Genomic DNA, 16,674 nt, shown 5'->3' with positions numbered 1-16,674 from the left:
GCCTTTCCTGCCTATTCTGCCGCTTCCGTCGCCGCAGCCGGGACCGATTCAAGCCCGGGGTCACGTCGACGGACGACAGAGGCCACGTGGCTTTCCGCCTCCAGCGTGGAGATCAGGGAATGCAGATGTTCTGCATCTCGCAGATCAATGTCCATCATGAGGCGGTAAAAATCCGGTTTGCGTGCGAGGAAATTCAAATCAGAAATATTGGCCTTGGTCTCGCCAATCAATGTGCAAATCCGTCCCAGGACGCCTGCATCGTTGCCGATGGTGAGTTCAAGTGACACCGTGTAGACGGCCGGGTGCTTGCCCTCGGCCCAGTGCAGGTCCAGCCAGCGTTCCGGCTGATCCTCGTGGTCGGCGAGGGCGGCACAGTCGATGGCGTGCACGGCGACGCCCTGCCCGCGATGCGCAAGCCCGACGATTCGTTCGCCCGGCAGCGGCTGACAGCATTTCGCCCGCTCGAATCCCTGCCCGTGTTCCAGGCCCACGACGGCGCGCTTCATCTCGATCTCGCCGTCGTCCTGGATGGCGAGGTTGGGATAGACGGCCTCGACCACCTCGGAGGTGGTCAGTTCGGCGCTGCCCAGCCGTGCCAGCAGGGTTTCCGTGTCTTCCAGCCGCAGGGTCGCCGCGGCCTTTTCCAGAACCTTGTCGGTTGCTTTCTTGCCGCGCGATTCAAACGCGGCGCGGGCCAGTTCGTGGCCCAGCTTGGCATAGCGTTCCTTGTTGGCCTCGCGCAGGGCGCGGCGGATCGCGGATTTCGCCTTGCCCGTCGTCGCCATGTCCAGCCAGGTCGCCTGCGGCGCCTGGCCTTCGGCGGTGATGATCTCGACCGACTGGCCGTTCTTCAGCCGTGTCCACAGCGGCACGCGGATGCCGTCGACCTTGGCGCCCACGCATTTCGACCCGATCCGCGTGTGGATCGCATAGGCATAGTCGATCGGCGTCGCGCCGCGCGGCAGCTTTACCACGTCGCCCTGGGGCGTGAAGCAAAAGACCTTGTCGGAATACATCTCCAGCTTGACCGCCTCGAGGAAAGCGTCGTGGTCTTCTTCGGCGTCGAACTGTTCGGTGACGGAGGCGATCCATTTGGCGGGATCCACGGCAAAACGGTTTTCCGCTGGCACCCCGTCACGATAGGACCAATGCGCTGCCACGCCAGTTTCGGCCACCTCGTGCATTTCGCGGGTGCGGATCTGCACCTCGACCCGCTTGCCGTCGCGGCCCGACACCGTTGTGTGGATCGAGCGATAGCCGTTTGTCTTGGGCTGGCTGATATAGTCCTTGAACCGGCCGGGGATGGATTTCCAACGTTGGTGGATGGCGCCCAATGCGCCATAGCAGTCGCCTTCGGACCGGGTGATGACACGAAAGCCATAGATGTCGGAGAGACGGGAAAAGCCGATCTTCTTTTCCTGCATCTTGCGCCAGATCGAGTAGGGCTTTTTCGCGCGGCCAAAGACCTCTGCCTCGACGCCCGCCTTTTCCAGCTCGTGCCGCATGTCCGTGGTGATGCGCTGCACCACATCGCCGGTTTCCCGCTGCAGGGTGATAAAGCGGCGGATGATGCTGTCGCGGCCCTTGGGGTTCAGCACGCGAAAGGCGTGATCCTCCAGCTCCTCGCGCATCCACTGCATGCCCATCCGACCTGCCAGCGGGGCGTAGATGTCCATCGTCTCGCGCGCCTTTTGCACCTGCTTGTCGGGGCGCATGGCGCGGATGGTGCGCATGTTGTGAAGTCGGTCGGCCAGCTTGACCAGGATCACGCGCAGGTCCTTGGACATGGCCATGAACAGCTTGCGGAAGTTTTCCGCCTGCTTGGTCTCGGAACTGGAAAGCTGGAGGTTGGTCAGCTTGGTGACACCATCGACCAGTTCGGCGATATCGCGTCCGAACCGCTGTTCGACCTCGGAATAGGTCGACCGCGTGTCTTCGATCGTGTCGTGCAGGAGGGCGGTGATGATGGTGGCGTCGTCGAGCTGTTGCTCGGTCAGGATCGCCGCCACAGACACCGGATGCGAAAAATAGGGCTCTCCGGACTTGCGGAACTGCCCCTCGTGCATCTCGCGGCCATAGTCATAGGCCGCGATGATCAACTCTGCGTTGGTGCGCGGATTGTAGTTGCGGACGAGTTCGACGAGGTCTTCGGCCGAGATCATGTCAGCACCGCACCGCCAGCCCGGGGGCTCAGCCCTGGCCCTGCGCCTCCATAAGCGCGCGCAGCAGCTTTTCTTCGGACATGTCGTCTTCTTGCGGCTTGTCCTGCTCTGCACCCATCAGAAGGGCCATCGCGTCTTCTTCGGGCTCGTCGACCTCGATCTGGGTCTGGTTCGATTCGATCAGACGCTCGCGCAGTTCGTCGGCGGACTGGGTTTCCTCGGCGATTTCGCGCAGGGCGACCACCGGGTTCTTGTCATTGTCGCGGTCGACCGTGATCGCGGCACCGGAAGACACTTCGCGCGCACGATGTGCGGCGAGCATCACCAGTTCGAACCGGTTCGGGACCTTGTCGACGCAATCTTCTACCGTCACGCGTGCCATGAAAAGCGCTCCGTTATCCTGTTACGAGGGCCTCAGAAAGGCATGACATAACGCGCCCTTGCCCGGGATACAAGAGGGGTGTCATCACAAGTCCCCTTGCAAGGCTATGACGTCGGCGCGTGTCTGCCGGGGCAGCGCCGCCAGCATCTCTGACACCGTAGCGCCTGTCAGCGGATGGCGCCAGTCCGCCGCGATATCCGCCAGCGGCACCAGGACGAAAGCACGGTCCTGCAGGCGGGGATGTGGCAGGATCAATTCGCCGGGGACCTCTTTTGTCTGCCGTTCCAGGGGCAGCCCGCGCCAGTGCGCCTGAGCCTCTGGATCGGGGCGGATGAGGTCGCCTGCCGCCAGCAGATCGAGGTCCAGCGGGCGGCTGGCCCATCGCGTTCCGCGAGTGCGCCCGAACTCCGCCTCGATGCCATGCAGGATCTCCAATACCACCTCAGGGTGATCTGGGCCAGTCGCCGCGACGCAGGCATTGACGAAATCCGGCCCGTTGCCAGGCGGAAAACAGGGGGTCGAGAAGAACCGGCTGACGCGGCGCAGTCGCAGCCCGGACCCGACCATCGCGGCCAGGGCCGCGGCCAGCGTGTCGCTGCTGCCGCCTGCGCTGGACGGCAGGTTCGAGCCGAGTGCTATAAGGAATTCTTGTGCCATTTGCCCTAACGTACTATTCTTTTGAGACCTGCCTACGCCTTGCGATGCGCGGAAAAAACCATAATCTTAGCCGAACGCGTCCGCTACCACTCACTCACTCACGGACTAGGCGGGCCGATTGGACGAAAGGAAATTTTATGTTCTACAAAGACGAACGGCTTGCGCTGTTCATAGATGGCTCCAATCTTTACGCAGCGGCCAAGGCTCTCGGGTTTGACATCGACTACAAGCTCCTGAGGCAGGAATTCGCTCGTCGCGGCAAGATGGTTCGGGCCTTCTACTACACGGCGCTTCTGGAGAATGATGAGTACTCTCCTATTCGCCCTCTGGTTGACTGGCTCCACTACAACGGGTTCACGATGGTGACCAAGCCCGCAAAGGAGTACACGGACAGCCAAGGGCGTCGCAAGGTCAAGGGCAACATGGACATCGAGCTGACGGTCGATGCGATGGAGCTGGCCCCGCGGGTGGATCACATCGTGCTCTTCTCCGGTGACGGCGACTTCCGTCCGCTGGTCGAAAGCCTCCAGCGGCAGGGCGTGCGGGTTTCGGTAGTCTCGACCATCCGGTCGCAGCCCCCGATGATCGCCGACGAGTTGCGCCGCCAGGCCGACAACTTCATCGAGCTCGACGAGCTTCGTGAAGTCATCGGTCGTCCGCCGCGCGACAACCAGGTCGAACGCAACTTCGAGGTCGCCTCGAGCAAGTAAGACCACTTTCCGCAGCCCCGACAACCGCTCCACAGGGATGAGAGGGCGGCGACAGGGCGGGCGGCATGAAACGGAAGGGGACGGTGCGCTGCGCCGTCCCTTTCCTTTTGGCCTCTGCCTTTGGCCTGCCGGGTTCCGGCCAAGGGGCGGACTGGACGTGGAGGGGGCAAGGTCTTAGGTCAGGGGCAACACAGGACGAAAGGCCGCGCCATGACCGACAGACTGCCGCCGCTCACTCTCTACCTGGCCGCGCCGCGCGGCTTCTGCGCCGGTGTCGACCGGGCCATCAAGATCGTGGAAATGGCGCTCGAGAAATGGGGCGCCCCGATCTATGTCCGGCACGAGATCGTGCACAACAAGTATGTCGTCGACGACCTGCGCGCCAAGGGGGCCGTTTTCGTCGAAGAGCTGGAGGATTGTCCGGACGACCGCCCGGTGATCTTTTCCGCGCATGGCGTGCCGAAATCCGTCCCGGCCGAGGCGGCCAAGCGCGAGATGATCTACGTCGATGCCACCTGTCCGCTTGTCTCGAAGGTGCATATCGAGGCTGCCCGCCATCACGAGAACGGGCTGCAGATGGTCATGATCGGCCACGCTGGCCATCCCGAGACTGTAGGGACGATGGGCCAACTGCCGGCGGGCGAGGTCCTGCTGGTGGAAACGGTCGAGGATGTGGCCCATGTCGAGGTGCGCGATCCCGAGCGCCTCGCCTTTGTCACCCAGACGACGCTGTCGGTCGATGACACGATCGACATCGTCGCCGCGCTCAAGGCGCGTTTTCCGGCCATCGTCGGCCCGCACAAGGAAGATATCTGCTACGCCACCACCAACCGCCAGGAAGCGGTCAAGGCATTGGCGCCAAAGGCCGATGCCCTGCTGGTGGTGGGCGCGCCCAATTCGTCGAATTCGAAACGCCTGGTCGAGGTCGGGCGCCGCGCAGGCTGTGCCTATGCGCAGTTGGTCCAGCGGGCCACGGACATCGATTGGCGTGCTCTCGACGGCATCGGATCGGTGGGGATCACCGCCGGGGCCTCGGCGCCCGAAGTGCTGATCGACGAGGTTATCGACGCCTTCCGGGCGCGCCATGACGTCACGGTCGAACTGGTCGAGACCGCGCAGGAAAACGTGGAATTCAAGGTGCCGCGCGTGCTGCGCGAGCCTGCCTGACCCAGCACATCAATAGGCCCCGAGATGTCCCAGATCCCCCGCTCTGCCCTGATCCTCGGCCTTGCCGGTGTGCTCCCGTTCGTCTGGGGTGTGCTGACCCTGCTGTTGCCCGGGTTGCATGACTGGGCCACGGGCGCGCTGGGGCCGCGTTTCGTTGGCCCCTATGTGCAGTTGTTCTATGGTGCGGTGATCCTGTCCTTCATGTCCGGCGTGCTCTGGGGGTTCGCGACCAAGGCCGAAGGCAGTCGCGCGACCACCGGCTACGCGCTCTCGGTCATCCCCGCGCTTTGGGCGTTTTTCACCACCGGTGGCGGAGAGACCGCCGCCGCGCTGAACCTGACTTTCGGATTTCTCGCGCTTCTGCTGCTGGACGCGGCCTTCTGGCGCTGGGGGCTGGCGCCGCCGTGGTGGATGCGGTTGCGCGTCCTTCTGACGGCGCTGGTGGTCGCCTGCCTGTTGCTGACCGCACTGCTCTGAACCGTCTTGCGAAGGGCGCCGGAAAAGGCCAGACCACAGCCATGACAGACCGCGAAACCATCCGTATCTACGACAGTCGGGCCGAGGATTATGCCCGCGTTACCGCCTCCGACGCGCCGGACGCCACCCTGCGGGCCTTTATCGAGGCGCTGCCCAAAGGGGCCCATGTGCTTGACCTCGGCTGTGGCCCCGGTCTCTCGGCCCGCCACATGGCCGCCGCCGGGCACCAGGTTGAGGCCTGGGATGCCTCCACCGCGATGGTGGACCTGGCGGCCGCCCATCCCGGCGTTGCCGCGCGCAAGGCGGATTTCGATGCGCTGGATGCCACGACGGCCTATGATGGCATCTGGGCCAACTTCAGCCTGTTGCACGCGCCCCGTGACGCCATGCCCCGCCACCTTTCGGCGATCCACCGTGCGCTGAAACCCGGCGGGCTGTTCCATGTCGGGGTGAAAACCGGCACGGGCAGCAAGCGCGACGATCTTGGGCGCCTCTACACCTATTACACCGAAGCGGAACTCTCTGGCCTCTTGCGGGATGCCGGTTTCACGCCCGGCGCCTTCCGCCACGGCGAGGATCTCGGCCTCGACAACGTCATGGCCCCCTGGATCACGGTGACCGCCCATGCCTGAGCTTTTTGCCTATACCGATGGCGCCTGTTCCGGAAACCCCGGCCCCGGCGGCTGGGGCGCCCTGCTGCGCGCGAAGGAGGGCGAGACCGTCGTCAAGGAACGCGAGCTGAAGGGCGGCGAGGCACAGACCACCAACAACCGGATGGAACTGCTGGCCGCGATCAACGCTCTGGAAAGCCTGGCCCGGCCCTCGACCATCACCGTCGTCACCGACAGCGCATACGTCAAGAACGGCGTCACCGGCTGGATTCACGGCTGGAAGCGCAACGGATGGAAGACCGCCGCCAAGAAGCCGGTCAAGAATGTCGAACTCTGGCAGCGGCTGGACGAGGCGCAGAAACGCCACCAGGTGACATGGGAATGGGTCAAGGGCCACGCCGGCCATCCGGAAAACGAACGCGCCGACGAACTGGCGCGGGCGGGCATGGCGCCGTTCAAGAAATGATTAGCCTCCGCGCATGAGCCTGCTGGTCCTGCTCGACTATGCCGCGGTGCTGGTTTTTGCCCTGACTGGCGCATTGGTGGCCAGCCGGGCGCAGCTGGATATCGTGGGCTTTGCCTTCCTCGCCGGTCTGACGGGCCTGGGTGGGGGCACGCTGCGCGATCTGCTGCTGAACCGCACGCCGATCTGGATTGCCGACCAGACCTACCTTGCAGTGGTCACCTGCGCCGCCGTCCTGGTCTTTTTCACGGCTCACCTGCTGGAAAGCCGGATGCGCGCGATCCTCTGGCTGGACGCGCTGGCGCTGGGCGTCGCCGTGGCCGCCGGGGCAGGGGTGGCGCAGGGGCTGGGGCAGCCCGTGGGTATTGTTCTGGTCATGGGGATCGCCACCGGCTGTGCCGGGGGGCTGGCGCGCGACGTGGTCGCCAACGAATTGCCGCTGGTCCTGAAACAGGGCGAACTTTACGTCACCTGTGCCCTTGCCGGATCGCTTGCCGGTGTCCTGGCCACGCAGGCCGGGGCCGCGCCCGCGCTCAGCGCCGGGCTGGTCGCACTTGTCACGATCGGGCTGCGCGCCGGGTCTCTGACGCTGGGCTGGCGCCTGCCGGTCTACCGGCCGCGCCCGCCCCGCCAGTGATCCAAGGCGCGTCCCGCTGACATCGCGCCGCCACCTGTGTTTCTTTGGGCGCGGAATACTCCGGGGAGCGCGAGGGGCTGGCCCCTCGCTTTGTCTTTCCAAAGGCGCGGGCGCTACTGCAGGTCGGCAAACGCCTCTTGCAACCGCGAAACCGCCTCTGCCACCCGTGCCCGCGGCGTGGCATAGTTGAACCGCAGGAAGCTCTCTCCGCCGCTGCCGAAGGTGTTGCCGTGGTTCACCGCAATCCGGGCCTCCTTTTCCACCCGACGGGTGAATTCCTCGGGCGACATGCCCGTACCCGCAAAATCGACCCAGGCCAGGTAGGTGGCCTGCATCGGCATCGAGGTCACACCCGGGATGGCGTTCACACCCGCGTCGAACAGCCGCCGGTTGCCATCGAGGTAGGCGCAGAGCTCATCGACCCAGGCCGCGCCCTCGGGCGAATAGGCCGCCGTCGCCGTCACCATGCCAAAGGAATTGGGCGACATGCCCAGGCCCGCCATGACATCGCCAAACCGCTTGCGCAGGGCGGCGTCGGGGATGATGACATTGCCGATGTGGCTGCCCGCCATGTTGAAGGTCTTGGTGGTGGCCGACATCATGACCAGCCGATCCTCGATCCCCGCATCGACCCGGGCCATCGGGATGTGTCGTTCGCCGGGCATCAGCAGGTCATGGTGGATTTCGTCCGAGACCAGCACAAGGTCATGCCGCTTGGCGAACTCGGCGAGCCCGCGCAGTTCCTCCTCTGTCCAGACCCGGCCGCCGGGATTGTGCGGCGAACAGAGCATCACCATCTTCTCGCGCCCGGTCATCATCCCGTCGTAGGCGTCGAAATCCATCTCGTAGCGACCGTTGTTCATCACCAGCGGACATTCCACCACCTCGCGCCCGGCGGCGCGGATCACCCGGGCGAAGGCGTGATAAACGGGTGTGAACAGCACCACGCCATCCCCCGGTTCGGTATAGGCCTGCAGGCACATGGCGGTGCCGTTCACCAGGCCGTGCGTGGAAAAGATCCAGTCGGGCGAGATTTCCCAGCCGTGCCGCTCGTGCAGCCACCAGCGGATCGCGTCGCGATAGGCCGTGTCCGGGCCGAAATAGCCAAAGAGCCCGTGATCGACCATCCGTTGCAGGGCCGCGCGCACGCAATCGGGCGGACGAAAGTCCATGTCCGCGACCCACATCGCCAGCCCGTCCTCGGGCGAGACGCCATAGGCCTTTTCCATCATGTCCCACTTGGTCGAATGCGTGCCTACGCGGTCGATGTCCTCGTCAAACCGGCTCATCACCTGCCCCTTTCTGCATCTATGCCGCGCAAGCTATCCTGACGGGTGGCAGGTGCAAGGGGGCGCGCTTGCCTATATCGTCCGCCATGCTTAAATCGGGCGCATGAAACGGCCGATCCTCATCCACCCCGACCCCCGCCTGAAAAAGGTCTGCGCCCCCGTCGACGATCTGTCGGACGAGTTGCGCAGCCTTTCGGACGACATGCTGGAAACCATGTACGCTGCCCCGGGCATCGGGCTGGCCGCGCCGCAGATCGGGGTGCTGTCGCGGCTGATCGCGCTGGACTGCGCGAAGAAGGATGACGGCGACGACCCGCGGCCGCTGGTCATGTTCAACCCGCAAGTGGTGGCCAGCAGCGACGAACGCAACGTCTATGAAGAAGGCTGCCTGTCCATCCCCGACCAGTATGCCGATGTCGAACGGCCCAAGGTAGTGGATGTCGAATGGCTCGACCGCGACGGCAAGCTGCGGCGCGAAACCTTCGACGGGCTCTGGGCGACCTGCGTCCAGCACGAGATCGACCACCTCGACGGCAAATTGTTCATCGATTACCTCAAACCGCTGCGCCGCCAGATGATCACCCGCAAGATGGTCAAGCTGAAGAAAGAACGCGCGCGGGAGAAGGCATGAGCCTCCTGCCGATCCTGAAATGGCCCGATCCGCGCCTGGCTTTGCCCTGCGCGCCGGTCGAGGACCCTGCCGCGCTCGAGGCGCTGGTCACGGACATGTTTGAAACCATGTACGATGCGCCCGGTCGCGGCCTTGCAGCGCCGCAAGTCGGCGTGATGCAACGGGTCTTCGTCATGGATGCGGGCTGGAAAGAGGGCGACATGACGCCGCTGGTCTGCATCAACCCGTCGATCCTCTCGGCGTCCGATGAACAGGCCGTTGCGACAGAGGGCTGCCTGTCCGTCCCCGGCGTTACCGCCGACGTGACCCGCCCCGCGGAGATCACGCTGGCCTTCACCGATCTGACGGGCACCGCGCGGCAGCTGAGCCTGAGTGGCGCCGAGGCCACCATTGCCCAGCATGAATACGATCATCTCGACGGGGTCCTGCACTTCGATCGGCTTGACCCGGCCGGGCGCGATGCGCTGCTGGCGGCATACGAGGCGGGGCAGGGGGCATGAGCCTGCGTCCCTTCGTCCCCTGGCCCGACAAGCGCCTGCGCACCGCCGCCGCTCCGGTCGCTGAAATCACCGACGAGATTCGCGGGATCTGGGAGGACATGATCGACACGATGGAGGCCATGCCGGGTGTCGGGCTGGCGGCGCCGCAGATCGGTGTCATGCTGCGCCTCGCGGTCGTGGATGCCTCCAAAGAGCGCGGCAAGGCGCTGCGTATGGCCAATCCCGAGATCCTGCACGCCTCGGTCGAGTTCCGCGACCACGACGAGGCCAGCCCCAACCTGCCCGGCGTGCATGCAAAGATCAGCCGTCCCCGCGCTGTGACCGTCACCTATACCGACCCGCAGGGGATGAAGGTGCGCAAGGATCTTGTCGGTCTCTGGGCCACCTCGGTGCAGCACCAGATCGACCATCTGAACGGGCGCATGTATTTCGACCGGCTCAGCAAGATGAAACGCGACATGCTGCTGCGCAAGGCCCGCAAACGCGCCTGATGCTATCGGTCGGGGCGGGGCCAAGCGGCTTCAAAGCCGCTTGCAAGGGCCTTCGAAGGCCCTTGGCCCGGTCCACCCGCCTGCGCTACACCCCAAATACGAGCACCGCAGGAGCAGGCATATGCGCGTCATCTTCATGGGAACCCCCGATTTCTCCGTCCCCGTCCTCGACGCGCTGCATGCGGCGGGCCATGACATCGCCTGCGTCTACTGCCAGCCACCGCGCCCCGCCGGACGTGGCAAGAAGGACCGGCCGACCCCGGTCCACCAACGGGCCCTTGCGCTGGGCCTGCCCGTCCGTCACCCCGAGCGGTTGAAATCGCCCGAGGAGCAGGCCGCATTCGCCGACCTGAACGCCGACGTGGCCGTGGTTGTTGCCTACGGGCTGATCCTGCCGCAACCCGTGCTCGACGCGCCGAAACATGGCTGCCTCAACATCCACGCATCCCTGCTGCCCCGCTGGCGCGGCGCGGCGCCGATCCACCGCGCCATCATGGCCGGGGACGCGGAAACCGGCGTCTGCATCATGCAGATGGAGGCGGGGCTCGACACTGGCCCGGTCCTGATGCGCGAGGCCACCCCCATCGGGGCAACCGAAACCACCGGCGCGCTGCACGACCGCCTGAGCCAGATGGGCGCCCGCCTCATCACGCAGGCGCTCGACCGGATCGACGATCTCGTCCCCAAGTCTCAGCCCGAGGAAGGCGTGACCTATGCCGCCAAGATCGACAAGGCCGAGGCCGCCGTCGACTGGACCCGTCCCGCGGACGAAATCTCGCGCCAGGTCCGCGGCCTCGCGCCCTTTCCCGGGGCCTGGACCACGCACCAGGGCGACCGGATAAAACTGCTGGGCGCCGAACCGGCAGACGGGCAGGGCACGCCGGGCACGCTGTTGGACGACCGCTTCACCGTGGCCTGCGGCACCGGCGCCCTGCGCATCACCCGCGCGCAACGGGCGGGCAAGGGCGCGCAGGACGCCGCCACCTTCCTCAATGGCTGCCCCCTGCCCAAGGGCGCGCACCTGGGCGCCTGACCCTCTGGGCATCCCGCACCCCGGCCTCTATCTTGACCCCGGACCCAAGGAGACCCCCATGTTCCCCACCCTGATCGGCACCGTGGTCATCGCCGGGATCACCGGCTATGTCTCCGAGAAATCGGGCTTTACCCGCAATGGCATCCTGCCCAGCATCATCATCTGCATCGGTGGCGCCTTCCTGTTCTATTTCGTCACCCTCATGTTCGGCATCGGTTTCCGCAGTCCCGGCGTGAATGCCATCCTCGCTTCCATCGGCGCGCTGATCATCGTTCCAACCCACTGGCGCCGGCGCTGACCGCGCGCAACGCGCTTTCGGCGCGCAGATCCCGGGGTCTCTGCCCCGTCTCTCACCGAGCGCCTCCCCGAGGGTGTTTGGAAAACCAAAGCAGCAATGGTTGGTCCACGAATGCCAGTCCGCGCGTGTCGGGCGGTACGGTGGCCGATGCGAGGCGCCGAGGGCGACTGAATTCCCCATTGCGCCGCTGTCCTGCAGGCCTATCCTGCCCGCAAAGACACGTCAGCCCCAACAGGAGCATCCATGCATATCGTCTGGCTCATCATCGTCGGTGCCGCCGCGGGCTTCCTTGCGACCCGCATGATGAAGATGGAAACCGGCATCCTGCCGACCATCGCCATTGGCATCGGCGGGGCGCTGATCGGCGGCCTCGTGCTGCGCTTTTTGCTGACCGTGACAGGGCTGTTGGCGGGTCTTGTCGGGGCCGTTCTGGGGGCGCTGCTGCTGATCTGGGTCTGGCAGACCTACATGCGCTAGGGGCGCCTGTGCGTCAGCACAGACCCCCTGCGCGCCAGTCTGCCTTGGTGTGCGGGACCTTTGGCTCTACCTCCCTGCCAAGCCAAAGGAGGATAGCATGGGACAACTTGTTGACGGCACCTGGCACGAAGGCTGGTACGACACCGGAAAGACCGGCGGCAAGTTCGTGCGGTCGGAGTCGAGCTGGCGCAACTGGATCACTGACGACGGCGCGCCCGGCCCCACCGGTGAGGGCGGCTTCAAGGCCGAGCCCGGCCGCTATCATCTTTATGTCAGCTATGCCTGCCCCTGGGCGCATCGTGCGCTGATCTTTCGTCAACTCAAGGGGTTGGAGGACCTGATCACCGTCAGCGCCGTGCATCCGGACATGCTGGGCGACGGCTGGACCTTCGACACTGACGACAAGGGCGCGACGGGCGACACGCTTTATGGCCTGCGTTACTTGCGTGACATCTACACCAAGGCCGACCCTCAGGCGACGACCCGCGTCACCGTCCCGGTGCTGTGGGACAAGAGCCGCGAGACCATCGTCTCGAACGAAAGCGCCGAGATCATCCGGATGCTCAACTCTGCCTTTGACGGGATCACCGGCAACCGGGACGACTACTGGCCCAAGGCCATGCGCGAGGCCATCGAGCCGGTGAACGCGCGCATCTACGACACGTTGAACAACGGGGTCTACAAGTCGGGCTTTGCTACTACCCAAGAGGCCTATGACGGCGCCGTGCACCCGCTCTTTGATACGCTGGACTGGATCGAGGACCGGTTGTCGCGGAACCGCTACCTGATGGGTGACACGATCACCGAGGCAGACTGGCGTCTCTTCACCACGCTGATCCGCTTCGACAAGGTCTATCACGGTCACTTCAAGTGCAACCTTGCGCGGATCGTCGACTATCCAAACCTCTGGGCCTATACGCGAGAGCTTTACCAGTGGCCGGGCGTGGCGAAGACGGTAAACTTCGACCATATCACGCGGCATTACTACTATAGCCACGAGACGGTGAACCCGCATCGCATCGTGCCCATCGGGCCGAACCTGGATCTTGACGCGCCGCATGGGCGCGAAAGGCTGCGGGCGGCCTGAGTTGCCTCAGCCCGCCCGGGCGTAATGGTTGACCATCGTGGCCAGATCGTCCGGCGAGGTGCTGCTGGGCAGGAAGGCGCAGGCATTGGCGCAGAGGTTGAAGATCGATCCGTCCGAAAAGAAGGTGGTGTTGGTGACGAAGATGATGCGCGACTCGGGCTGGCGGAATTGGGCCAGGTCCGAAACCGCCAGCGCATTGCCGCCTTCCAGCATGACGTTCAGGATGATGATGTCGAATTTCTGTGCCGTAAGCAGGTCAAAGGCGGCTTCCTCGGTGGAGGCCGTCCAGACACGGGCGCCTCCACGTTGGATATGCCTCTGCCACAGCTGAGCCAACTGCTCGCTGTTTTCCACGATCAGCACGTTCAAGCGACTCTCCTCGCACCCAACACCCGGGTCGGACATCCCCGGTGAACCGTTGCTTGCCTTCATCATGTGTTCACAGGAGTGAATAAACGGTTAATTGCTATGAGAATTTTGAATAAAGCGTAAATACCCGCCCCGGTTGTCGGAAACCTGCCACAAGGCGCCCTGACCGTGAAGCACGCTTGCCCCGGGCGCCGGTCTTGATACTGTGTTGGCAAAGAGAGCAAGCGAGGAATTCCATGCGGTTTTCGGCAATTATCGGTGCACTGATGCTGGCAGGCGCGGCTCAGGCGCAGGACGTGCCCTGTGGTGGCGGCTTTGGCGCCTTCGTCGACGGTCTGGCGCAAGAGGCTGTCACGCAGGGACATGACCCCGCCATGGTTCGGCAATTTTTCGCCAGCGCGCAGCAAAGCGATGCCGTGCTGAGGGCCGACCGCCGGCAGGGGATCTTTCAGGATCCCTTCATCACCTTCTCGCGCAAGCTGATCAGCCAGTACCGGCTGGACAAGGGGCGCCAGATGGCGAACCGCTACGACTCCGTCTTCGACCGGATCGAGCGTGAGTTCGGCCTCTCGCGCGGTGTCCTGTTGGCCTTCTGGGCGTTCGAGACCGATTTCGGCGCCTTCCAGGGGGATTTCAACACGCTCAACGCGCTGGTGACGCTAGCGCATGACTGCCGCCGCCCGGAAATCTTCCGGCCGCAGATTTTTTCGGCGCTCAAGCTGTACGAGAACGGCGATTTCGACCCGCGCACCACGACCGGCGCCTGGGCCGGGGAAATCGGCATGGTGCAGATGCTGCCCAAGGATATCCTCATCAACGGTGTCGATGGCGACGGTGACGGCCATGTGACGCCCAAGACCTCGGCCCCCGATGCGCTGATGTCCGGCGCCAAGATGCTGTCGCATCTCGGCTGGCGCCCGAACGAGCCCTGGCTGCAGGAGGTCGAACTGCCCTCTGACCTGGATTGGTACGACACCGGAATGCATGCGACCAAGACCGTGGCGGAATGGGAGCAACTGGGCGTGCGCGGCAAACACGGACCGCTGGACGATGGCCGGCTCGACGCGTCCATCGTGATCCCGCAGGGGCACAAGGGACCGGCGTTCATCGCCTACCCGAACTTCAGCATCTACTTTGAATGGAACCAGAGCTTTACCTACGTCCTGACCGCCGCCTACTTCGGCACGAGGCTGGAGGGTGCGCCGGTCTATGACGCGGGCAACCCGGACCCGGGCCTGTCGGGCGAGCAGATGAAGCGCCTGCAAACCAAGCTGGCCGCACGCGGCTATGACGTGGGCAAGATCGACGGTATTCTTGGCGCCGGCACCCGCAACGCGGTCCGCGACGTCCAGCGCGAACTGGGCCTGCCCGCCGATGCCTGGCCGACGCCTGCGCTGCTGAACCGTCTGTAAGCCGGCCGAACCGGGGTCCGGTGAAGTTTCGGCCCGTTCGGGCCGAAACAGACAGGCGGGGCAGAGGGGGCCTTAGCCGATAATCTCGAACCGGTTCACATCCACCATGCCCCGATCGGTGATCTTGAGCGCCGGAATGACCGGCAGCGCAAGGAAGGCCAACTGCAAGAAGGGTTCTTCCAGCGTCACGCCAAGCGACTTTGCCGCAGCCCGAAGGTCGACCAGCCGGGCGCGGACCTCTTCGAAAGGCTCAAGGCTCATCAGCCCGGCGACGGGCAGGGCGAGTTCCGCCAGCACCTTGCCGTCGCGGGCCACGACGAAACCGCCTTCGATCTCTGACAGCCGATTTGCGGCGATGGCCATGTCGGCATATTCCACACCGACACAGGCGATGTTGTGGTGATCGTGGCAGACCGTCGAGGCAATTGCCCCTGCTTGCAGCCCGAACCCCTTTACGAACCCCTTGGCGATATTGCCATTCTTGCCGTGCCGCTCCACCACCGCGATGCGAACGAGGTCACGTGCCACGTCCGGCGCCTTGTCGCCGTCCAGGATGGCGATGTCCTCGTGCAGGTGGTCGGTCAGGATCTGGCCCTCGCGAATGCCGATCACATCCGTTTCGACCCGGTTGGCCCGGGCCCGGAAACTCTCGGGCGAGACCCGCGGCGCCTTGACCGATCCGCGCCCGACCGGCGCCACCGTCTCGCGTGCTGAAAAGGCCGCCTCCGAGAGAACGGTGCCCCCGGCCAGAACGATCTGCGCGTCGCAGGCCTCCAGTGATCCGACGGCCACGATATCCGCGCGTTTGCTCGGGGCGATCTGGCCGCGATCCTTAAGGCCGAATGCCTCTGCCGCCGAAAGGCTGGCCGCGCGATAGACCGCCAGCGGCGATGAACCAAGGCGGATCAACTCGCGGATCATGTAATCCAGGTGGCCATGCTCCCCGATGTCCAGCGGATTGCGGTCGTCGGTGCACAGGCACATGTAGGGCGCCGTGCGTTCGGTCAGCAGCGGTTGCAGCGCGTGCAGATCCTTTGACACGGACCCCTCGCGGATCAGCACCCGCATCCCCTTGCGCAGCTTTTCCAAGGCCTCATCCGCGTTGGTCGCCTCGTGCTCTGTCCGGATGCCAGCCGCGACATAGGCGTTCAGGTCCTTGTCGGACAGAAGCGGGCAATGCCCGTCCACATGGCCGCCCTCGAAGAGCCTCAGCTTGTCCATGCAACCCGGGTCGCGGTGGATCACGCCGGGGAAGTTCATGAACTCCGCCAGCCCCAGGCCCGAGGGATGCCCCATCAGTCCGGCAATCTCTGCCGCCGTCAGTTCGGCCCCTGCCGTCTCCATGTGGGTCGAGGGCACACAGGAGGACAGCTGCACCTTGATGTCCATCAGCGTATGACGGCTGGCCTCCTGGAAATAGCGCACGCCGGCCTCGCCGATCACGTTGGCGATTTCATGCGGGTCACAGATCGCCGTCGTCACTCCGCGCGGCCCGACGCAGCGGTCGAACTCGAAAGGTGTGACCAGCGAGGATTCGATGTGCAGATGCGTGTCGATGAAGCCGGGAACCAGGATCAGTCCCGTCACGTCGATCACCTCGCGCCCCTCGTAGCGGTCCATGATGCCGACGATGGTGTCGCCGCAGATCGCGACGTCCCCGTCCAACAGCTCTCCGGTGATCAGGTCGAACACCTGCCCGCCGCGCAGCACCTTGTCCGCCGGTTCATCCCCGCGCCCCTGCGCGATGCGCCGTTCCAGATCTGCCATGACCCAGCCTTTCGAAAATTGCCTCGTGCCGGATGATGGCACAGCGTCCCGTCC

The 16,674-nt window shown here is 64.8% G+C and carries 20 protein-coding genes; 14 read left to right on the top strand and 6 right to left on the bottom strand.

Annotation, left to right across the window (positions count from 1 at the left end):
* Window positions 1-11: 11 nt before the first annotated feature.
* The 3 genes from KZZ07_RS08525 to folK all read right to left on the bottom strand — a co-directional run bounded on the left by KZZ07_RS08525 (window position 12) and on the right by folK (window position 3,201).
* Complete coding sequence (locus KZZ07_RS08525; protein WP_219513534.1) at window positions 12-2,162, bottom strand: RelA/SpoT family protein; 2,151 nt, start codon at window positions 2,160-2,162, stop codon at window positions 12-14.
* A gap of 28 nt (window positions 2,163-2,190) precedes the next feature.
* Window positions 2,191-2,544 (bottom strand): DNA-directed RNA polymerase subunit omega, encoded by a 354-nt coding sequence (gene rpoZ / locus KZZ07_RS08520; RefSeq protein ID WP_043142299.1) that lies wholly within the window; start codon window positions 2,542-2,544, stop codon window positions 2,191-2,193.
* Window positions 2,545-2,628: 84 nt separating this feature from the next.
* Complete coding sequence (folK, locus tag KZZ07_RS08515; RefSeq protein ID WP_219513533.1) at window positions 2,629-3,201, bottom strand: 2-amino-4-hydroxy-6-hydroxymethyldihydropteridine diphosphokinase; 573 nt, start codon at window positions 3,199-3,201, stop codon at window positions 2,629-2,631.
* A gap of 137 nt (window positions 3,202-3,338) precedes the next feature.
* Here folK and KZZ07_RS08510 point away from each other — a divergent pair, with 137 nt between their 5' ends.
* From KZZ07_RS08510 to KZZ07_RS08485, 6 genes are all read left to right on the top strand, one after another.
* The gene (locus KZZ07_RS08510; protein WP_219513532.1) at window positions 3,339-3,911 is read left to right on the top strand and encodes a LabA-like NYN domain-containing protein; all 573 of its coding nucleotides are present in this window, start codon (window positions 3,339-3,341) and stop codon (window positions 3,909-3,911) included.
* A gap of 210 nt (window positions 3,912-4,121) precedes the next feature.
* Complete coding sequence (ispH, locus tag KZZ07_RS08505; protein ID WP_219513531.1) at window positions 4,122-5,078, top strand: 4-hydroxy-3-methylbut-2-enyl diphosphate reductase; 957 nt, start codon at window positions 4,122-4,124, stop codon at window positions 5,076-5,078.
* 24 nt (window positions 5,079-5,102) lie between these two features.
* A complete protein-coding gene (locus KZZ07_RS08500) occupies window positions 5,103-5,555 on the top strand; it encodes a DUF3429 domain-containing protein (protein WP_219513530.1) in 453 nt (150 codons plus the stop codon).
* 41 nt (window positions 5,556-5,596) lie between these two features.
* On the top strand, window positions 5,597-6,187 hold the full coding sequence (locus KZZ07_RS08495) for a class I SAM-dependent DNA methyltransferase (protein WP_219513529.1): 591 nt from the start codon (window positions 5,597-5,599) through the stop codon (window positions 6,185-6,187).
* Complete coding sequence (rnhA, locus tag KZZ07_RS08490; RefSeq protein ID WP_219513527.1) at window positions 6,180-6,632, top strand: ribonuclease HI; 453 nt, start codon at window positions 6,180-6,182, stop codon at window positions 6,630-6,632. The genes KZZ07_RS08495 and rnhA overlap by 8 nt, the downstream gene beginning before the upstream one ends.
* Window positions 6,633-6,645: 13 nt before the next feature.
* Window positions 6,646-7,266, top strand: coding sequence for a trimeric intracellular cation channel family protein (locus tag KZZ07_RS08485; protein ID WP_219513526.1), 621 nt, complete (start codon window positions 6,646-6,648; stop codon window positions 7,264-7,266).
* A gap of 113 nt (window positions 7,267-7,379) precedes the next feature.
* Here KZZ07_RS08485 and KZZ07_RS08480 read toward each other — a convergent pair whose 3' ends face one another.
* The gene (locus KZZ07_RS08480; protein ID WP_219513525.1) at window positions 7,380-8,555 is read right to left on the bottom strand and encodes a MalY/PatB family protein; all 1,176 of its coding nucleotides are present in this window, start codon (window positions 8,553-8,555) and stop codon (window positions 7,380-7,382) included.
* A gap of 103 nt (window positions 8,556-8,658) precedes the next feature.
* On the opposite strand from KZZ07_RS08480, the gene def (KZZ07_RS08475) reads away from it, so the two are divergent.
* From def (KZZ07_RS08475) to KZZ07_RS08445, 7 genes are all read left to right on the top strand, one after another.
* On the top strand, window positions 8,659-9,186 hold the full coding sequence (def, locus tag KZZ07_RS08475; RefSeq protein ID WP_219513524.1) for a peptide deformylase: 528 nt from the start codon (window positions 8,659-8,661) through the stop codon (window positions 9,184-9,186).
* Entirely contained in the window at window positions 9,183-9,686 is a 504-nt protein-coding gene (def, locus tag KZZ07_RS08470) for a peptide deformylase (protein ID WP_219513523.1), read from the top strand. Before def (KZZ07_RS08475) ends, def (KZZ07_RS08470) begins: the two co-directional genes overlap by 4 nt.
* Window positions 9,683-10,177, top strand: a complete 495-nt coding sequence (gene def, locus KZZ07_RS08465) for a peptide deformylase (RefSeq protein ID WP_219513522.1) — start codon at window positions 9,683-9,685, stop codon at window positions 10,175-10,177. Before def (KZZ07_RS08470) ends, def (KZZ07_RS08465) begins: the two co-directional genes overlap by 4 nt.
* Window positions 10,178-10,298: 121 nt before the next feature.
* Window positions 10,299-11,210 carry a methionyl-tRNA formyltransferase gene (gene fmt, locus KZZ07_RS08460; RefSeq protein ID WP_219513521.1) on the top strand — a complete coding sequence of 304 codons (912 nt, stop codon included), beginning with the start codon at window positions 10,299-10,301 and terminating at the stop codon, window positions 11,208-11,210.
* Between the two features lie 58 nt (window positions 11,211-11,268).
* A complete protein-coding gene (locus KZZ07_RS08455) occupies window positions 11,269-11,508 on the top strand; it encodes a hypothetical protein (protein WP_219513519.1) in 240 nt (79 codons plus the stop codon).
* 243 nt (window positions 11,509-11,751) lie between these two features.
* On the top strand, window positions 11,752-11,985 hold the full coding sequence (locus KZZ07_RS08450; protein ID WP_219513517.1) for a GlsB/YeaQ/YmgE family stress response membrane protein: 234 nt from the start codon (window positions 11,752-11,754) through the stop codon (window positions 11,983-11,985).
* A gap of 97 nt (window positions 11,986-12,082) precedes the next feature.
* Window positions 12,083-13,072, top strand: coding sequence for a glutathione S-transferase family protein (locus tag KZZ07_RS08445; protein WP_219513515.1), 990 nt, complete (start codon window positions 12,083-12,085; stop codon window positions 13,070-13,072).
* A gap of 6 nt (window positions 13,073-13,078) precedes the next feature.
* On the opposite strand, the gene KZZ07_RS08440 is transcribed toward KZZ07_RS08445, so the two are convergent.
* Window positions 13,079-13,435 (bottom strand): response regulator transcription factor, encoded by a 357-nt coding sequence (locus KZZ07_RS08440; protein WP_367181406.1) that lies wholly within the window; start codon window positions 13,433-13,435, stop codon window positions 13,079-13,081.
* A gap of 242 nt (window positions 13,436-13,677) precedes the next feature.
* On the opposite strand from KZZ07_RS08440, the gene KZZ07_RS08435 reads away from it, so the two are divergent.
* Window positions 13,678-14,853 carry a lytic murein transglycosylase gene (locus KZZ07_RS08435; RefSeq protein ID WP_219513511.1) on the top strand — a complete coding sequence of 392 codons (1,176 nt, stop codon included), beginning with the start codon at window positions 13,678-13,680 and terminating at the stop codon, window positions 14,851-14,853.
* Between the two features lie 72 nt (window positions 14,854-14,925).
* Here the strand turns inward: KZZ07_RS08435 and ade are convergent, their stop codons facing one another.
* Entirely contained in the window at window positions 14,926-16,620 is a 1,695-nt protein-coding gene (ade, locus tag KZZ07_RS08430; protein WP_219513509.1) for an adenine deaminase, read from the bottom strand.
* Between the last annotated feature and the right edge of the window lie 54 nt (window positions 16,621-16,674).

This window comes from Mameliella sp. CS4 (assembly GCF_019392335.1).
GTDB lineage: Bacteria > Pseudomonadota > Alphaproteobacteria > Rhodobacterales > Rhodobacteraceae > Antarctobacter.
Note: the sequence above shows the minus strand (reverse complement) of the source record. Positions and strands in the feature narration are given on the sequence as shown.

Excerpts from the sequence above, each read along its gene's own strand:
- KZZ07_RS08525 (WP_219513534.1), bottom strand. The coding sequence starts at position 2,162 with ATGATCTCGGCCGAAGACCTCGTCGAACTCGTCCGCAACTACAATCCG.
- rpoZ (WP_043142299.1), bottom strand. The coding sequence starts at position 2,544 with ATGGCACGCGTGACGGTAGAAGATTGCGTCGACAAGGTCCCGAACCGG.
- folK (WP_219513533.1), bottom strand. The coding sequence starts at position 3,201 with ATGGCACAAGAATTCCTTATAGCACTCGGCTCGAACCTGCCGTCCAGC.
- KZZ07_RS08510 (WP_219513532.1), top strand. The coding sequence starts at position 3,339 with ATGTTCTACAAAGACGAACGGCTTGCGCTGTTCATAGATGGCTCCAAT.
- ispH (WP_219513531.1), top strand. The coding sequence starts at position 4,122 with ATGACCGACAGACTGCCGCCGCTCACTCTCTACCTGGCCGCGCCGCGC.
- KZZ07_RS08500 (WP_219513530.1), top strand. The coding sequence starts at position 5,103 with ATGTCCCAGATCCCCCGCTCTGCCCTGATCCTCGGCCTTGCCGGTGTG.
- KZZ07_RS08495 (WP_219513529.1), top strand. The coding sequence starts at position 5,597 with ATGACAGACCGCGAAACCATCCGTATCTACGACAGTCGGGCCGAGGAT.
- rnhA (WP_219513527.1), top strand. The coding sequence starts at position 6,180 with ATGCCTGAGCTTTTTGCCTATACCGATGGCGCCTGTTCCGGAAACCCC.
- KZZ07_RS08485 (WP_219513526.1), top strand. The coding sequence starts at position 6,646 with ATGAGCCTGCTGGTCCTGCTCGACTATGCCGCGGTGCTGGTTTTTGCC.
- KZZ07_RS08480 (WP_219513525.1), bottom strand. The coding sequence starts at position 8,555 with ATGAGCCGGTTTGACGAGGACATCGACCGCGTAGGCACGCATTCGACC.
- def (WP_219513524.1), top strand. The coding sequence starts at position 8,659 with ATGAAACGGCCGATCCTCATCCACCCCGACCCCCGCCTGAAAAAGGTC.
- def (WP_219513523.1), top strand. The coding sequence starts at position 9,183 with ATGAGCCTCCTGCCGATCCTGAAATGGCCCGATCCGCGCCTGGCTTTG.
- def (WP_219513522.1), top strand. The coding sequence starts at position 9,683 with ATGAGCCTGCGTCCCTTCGTCCCCTGGCCCGACAAGCGCCTGCGCACC.
- fmt (WP_219513521.1), top strand. The coding sequence starts at position 10,299 with ATGCGCGTCATCTTCATGGGAACCCCCGATTTCTCCGTCCCCGTCCTC.
- KZZ07_RS08455 (WP_219513519.1), top strand. The coding sequence starts at position 11,269 with ATGTTCCCCACCCTGATCGGCACCGTGGTCATCGCCGGGATCACCGGC.
- KZZ07_RS08450 (WP_219513517.1), top strand. The coding sequence starts at position 11,752 with ATGCATATCGTCTGGCTCATCATCGTCGGTGCCGCCGCGGGCTTCCTT.
- KZZ07_RS08445 (WP_219513515.1), top strand. The coding sequence starts at position 12,083 with ATGGGACAACTTGTTGACGGCACCTGGCACGAAGGCTGGTACGACACC.
- KZZ07_RS08435 (WP_219513511.1), top strand. The coding sequence starts at position 13,678 with ATGCGGTTTTCGGCAATTATCGGTGCACTGATGCTGGCAGGCGCGGCT.
- ade (WP_219513509.1), bottom strand. The coding sequence starts at position 16,620 with ATGGCAGATCTGGAACGGCGCATCGCGCAGGGGCGCGGGGATGAACCG.